This window comes from Moorena sp. SIO4A5 (assembly GCF_010672005.1).
Taxonomy (GTDB): domain Bacteria; phylum Cyanobacteriota; class Cyanobacteriia; order Cyanobacteriales; family Coleofasciculaceae; genus Moorena.
Map to the genome: position 1 here is coordinate 1 of NZ_JAAHHZ010000379.1, position 4,608 is coordinate 4,608.

3 protein-coding genes are annotated in these 4,608 nt (G+C 45.0%); all 3 read left to right on the forward strand.

What is annotated here, in order from left to right:
- The first annotated feature begins 395 nt into the window (after positions 1-395).
- Complete coding sequence (locus tag F6K57_RS37385) at positions 396-1,106, forward strand: ABC transporter ATP-binding protein (protein ID WP_293073394.1); 711 nt, start codon at positions 396-398, stop codon at positions 1,104-1,106.
- Positions 1,107-1,470: 364 nt separating this feature from the next.
- Positions 1,471-3,837 (forward strand): ABC transporter permease, encoded by a 2,367-nt coding sequence (locus F6K57_RS37390; protein WP_293073396.1) that lies wholly within the window; start codon positions 1,471-1,473, stop codon positions 3,835-3,837.
- Positions 3,838-3,986: 149 nt separating this feature from the next.
- The coding region (locus tag F6K57_RS37395; RefSeq protein ID WP_293073399.1) for a biotin/lipoyl-binding protein at positions 3,987-4,608 on the forward strand (622 nt) is incomplete at its 3' end.

The following is a 4,608-nucleotide window of genomic DNA, read 5'->3' on the forward strand; positions in this document are numbered from 1 at the left end:
AATCGGGAATCGGGAATCGGGAATCGGGAATCGGGAATCGGGAATCGGGAATCGGGAATCGGGAATCGGGAATCGGGAATCGGGAATCGGGAATCGGGAATCGGGAATTGGGAATCGGGAATCGGGAATCGGAGACAATAATTATTACAATTTATTTAGGATTAATATCTAGTAATTACTATTGAAATAATTAATCATAACTTATAGCACCAGATATTTTAATTATGAAAATGGGACAAAAAAATAATTGTTTTTAAAAATTGGCAATAATAAATAACGTAGGTTGAATGCTAAATAATCTGTTCCCATATCCGCTGTTCCCTGTTCCCATATCCGCTGTTCCCTGTTCCCTAAAAACCTAGCAAGATGTACTGAATAAAGTCGCCAACCGCTATATGAACAATGAACTTATTTTCCAAGTGCGTGACGTGACTAAAACCTATCAGATGGGGGAGGTGAATGTTCAGGCACTAAAATCAGTTACTATTGACCTCTATGCAGGAGAATTTGTAGTATTGCTTGGTCCGTCTGGAAGTGGCAAGTCCACTCTGCTGAATATTCTCGGAGGACTTGATGTTCCCTCCTTCGGACAAGTCAAATTCTATAATCGTGATCTATCAAGTGCTGATGATCGTGCTCTTACCCGCTTCCGTCGGGAGTGCGTTGGTTTTGTGTTCCAATTCTACAATTTGATTCCCAGCTTGACGGCTCAGGAAAATGTTGCTCTGGTGACCGAAATTGCTCCTCGTCCGATGCGTCCTCGGGAAGCTTTGGGACTAGTGGGACTAGACCATCGTCTTAACCATTTTCCCGCTCAATTATCTGGGGGTGAACAACAACGGGTTGCGATCGCTCGTGCTATTGCCAAACGTCCTCAAGTGCTCCTATGTGATGAACCAACCGGAGCGTTAGACTTTCAGACGGGTAAGCTAGTATTGAATGTATTGGAGCGAGTGAATCAGGAGTTGGGAACAACTACTGCTGTAATTACTCACAATGCTGGAATTGCGGCTATGGCAGATCGGGTGATTACCATGCGTAGTGGTGAGATTATTACTGTACATGGTAATCAGACTAAGATTGCTCCTGAAGATTTAGAGTGGTAAGTCAACGATTGAGTATGTTAAGAATTAAATCAAATTACCTAGCTCGATAGAAAACCGGAGCTATAAAAGAACTAGAAGGAGTCAGAAAGTAAGAGACTTCCCAAGGAGGTGTCAGCTATGATGGCAATATTATTAACAACTTTGTTCGTTTGCTGTCTGTTCGCCTTGACCTTAGTGTGTGAAGCTTTGTTTTATAAAGAAGAACAGCAGTTATAAAAAATGGAGCGTTCCTTAATAATGGAATGATTTTAAGAGTTTTTAGGTGCGCTTGACCTATTAAGAATTAAATTCGCACCAACGGGCTCGCACCTGTGGAATGGGCATCTTGCCTGTTCCTGATATTTTCGGTTGGTCTTAGACTTTCATGAATTCCCTAGACCGTAAACTCTTACGTGACCTATGGCAATTGCGAGGTCAGGTAATAGCGATCGCATTAGTAGTAGCCTGTGGCATTGCTAGCTTCGTCCTAGCCAGGAGTGCCTATAGCTCTTTGCGACTAACCCAAGACACATATTACAACCGCTACCATTTTGCCCAAGTTTTCGCTTCCCTCAAACGCGCCCCAGAAAGCCTCAAATCCCAAATTGCTGCTATTCCCGGTATTGCCCAAACCCAAACTCGGATTGTGGTTGATGTCACCCTTGATATCCCTGGTTTGACAGAACCAGCCACAGGAAGACTAATCTCAATTCCTGAGCGTCGTATTTCCATACTCAATGACTTATTTATTCGTCAGGGTCGCTATATTGAACCAGGACGAGGAGATGAAGTAATCGTCAGTGAAGCCTTCGCCCAAGCCAATCAACTCAACTTGGGTGATACTATGGGTGCCATCATTAATGGACGTTGGGAAAAATTGCGAATAGTAGGAAAGGCGCTATCACCAGAATACGTTTATGAAGTGCGAGGTGCTGGAGAAATCTTCCCAGATAATCGGCGATTCGGAGTGGTTTGGATAGGTCGGGAAGCCTTGGGTAAAGCCTTTGACCTTGATGGTGCCTTTAACGATGTCAGCCTTTCTTTAAGTCCAGGGGCTCAAGAAAGGGAAATTATTAGCCGTTTGGATCGATTACTGGAACGCTACGGTGGGTTAGGTGCTTATGGAAGGGAAGATCAATTATCCCATCAAATTCTAGCAGATGAACTCAGCAGTTTGGAAGTCTCTGCTACTTTTATGCCTTCGATTTTGTTAGCGATCGCATCTTTCCTACTGCATGTTGTCCTCTCTCGCCTGATCGGAACCCAACGGGAGCAAATTGCCGTTCTCAAAGCCTTTGGTTACAGTAACGTAACCATCGGTATCCATTATCTTAAATTTGTCCTTGCCATTGTCATTGTAGGAGGTTTCCTTGGCACCATAGTTGGTCTTTGGCTTGGTAATGGACTAACCCAATTTTATGCTGAATTTTTTCGCTTTCCCCTACTACGCTATGACGTCAGCTCAGACTTAGTCGCCACCGCCATCTTAGTCAGCTTTACCGCAGCAGCCATTGGTGGACTAATGGCGGTACGTCGGGCAATTTCCCTTCCTCCAGCCCAAGCCATGCGTCCCGAACCCCCAGCTGAATTCAAACCTACCATTATTGAACGACTAGGTCTACAGCAGTTTTTCTCCCCTGCCGGTCGCATTATCCTACGTAATTTGGAACGCAAGCCCATCCAAGCCTTCCTATCCATTATGGGAATAGCTGTTGCTGTAGCAATTCTCCTGACTGGGTTGTACATCTCAGATGCATTGACATACCTGGTGGATTTTCAATTCCGCCAAGTGCAACGGGAAGATCTCACCATTATTTTTAATCAACCCCGTCCTGCACGTACCCGTTACGAAATCACTCACTTACCAGGAGTTATTCGTTCCGAACCCTTCCGCATCGTACCAGTACGTTTACGCTTTGACCATCATACCTATCGCAGTGCTTTAACTGGAATCGACCCAGCCGGAGAATTCCGCCGTCTGCTAGACAAGAATTGGTACACCGTGCATCTACCCCCAGACGGAGTTGTCATGACTACCAAACTAGCCGAAATCCTAGGTGTTACTCCTGGAGATACCCTAACCGTGGAAGTCCTGGAAGGAAGCCGTCCCGTGCGTCAAGTTCCTGTAGTCGGCTTGGTAGATGAACTCCTCGGTGTCTCAGTATATATGGATATCCATGCCCTCAACCGACTGATGCGAGAAGGACAAACTATTTCTGGTGCTTACCTCTCCGTTGATCCTCACCTTGCTAGTCAGCTTTACTATCGCCTCAAACGTCTACCCGCCATTACCGGTATTGCCACCCGTGAAGCCAGCCTAGAAAGCTTTGAGGAAATTAGTGCTAAAAATCTGCAAGTCTTTACAGCAGTACTAGTAATTTTTGCCTGCATTATTACCTTCAGCGTAGTCTATAACTCAGCACGGATTGCCCTATCAGAAAGAGGACGAGAATTAGCCAGTCTCAGGATTATGGGATTCACTCGTGCTGAAATTGCCTTTATTCTCCTAGGTGAACAAGTTATTCTTACCCTACTCGCCCTTCCTATTGGTTTTGGACTCGGATACGGTTTAGCTGCTTTAATGTCTCTTGCCTATAATTCTGAACTTTATCGTTTTCCCTTAATTATTACTAAAGATACCTATGCTTTTACATTTGTTATCGTAATAGTAGCAGCATTGTGTTCTGGGTTAATTATCCGTAGAAAGCTGAATCGTCTGGACTTAATTGCTGTTTTGAAAACCAGGGAATAAGCTCCATATCGTTATAGTTAGGTTAGTGCGGAGCGTGCTGAGTCCTTTGTATTCAGCTTAGTTTGCATATTGTGACTAACAGAAGCTATAGAAAAATTAAAAAGTACTTAATTAAATAGTAGTAATTAAATAGTAGTAATTAAATACTGTTGCGATCGGCGAAGCCGCGCCAAAGGCGATCGCACAATCCATTCCGCGATTTGAGACACTTCATGAAGCACCTTCCTCAACGGCTAACTTACCTTATGGTTGGAGTTGGCATCATCACAGTAGTTGTCCTAGGATTTCGTCCTGCACCGATTCGGGTTGATCTAGCCGAAGTTAAACGCAGTAGTTTGCAAGTAACAGTGGATGGAGAGGGAAAGACCCGTATCCGCTCCCGCTTCGTAGTTTCAGCTCCTGTCGCCGGTCGGCTGGCAAGGATTAAACTAGATGAAGGAGATAAAATTAAACAAGGCGCAATAATTGCCCAAATTGACCGCCTTCCTCTAGATGCAGACGTCCGAGAAGCTCAAGCACGACTAAGGCAATGGCAAGCAGAGCGTGATGGGGTAGCAACCCAGCGACCAAAACCAGAAGCTTTATTCCAGGCTCAAGCCCGCATCCGGTCAGCAGCAGCCCAACAGCAAGAAGCTCAAGCTCGTGTCCAGCAAGCATTAGCAGCACTAGAGCAAGCAAAACGCGATCGCAAACGCTCCCAACAGTTACACATTGATGGCGCAATCTCTCGTAAAGAGCTCGAAACAGCTCAATTGCTAGAAACTACCCGCC

What these genes read in the sequence shown, in the direction of transcription:
- F6K57_RS37385 (WP_293073394.1), top strand. Translation starts at nt 396, where the DNA reads ATGAACAATGAACTTATTTTCCAAGTGCGTGACGTGACTAAAACCTAT.
- F6K57_RS37390 (WP_293073396.1), top strand. Translation starts at nt 1,471, where the DNA reads ATGAATTCCCTAGACCGTAAACTCTTACGTGACCTATGGCAATTGCGA.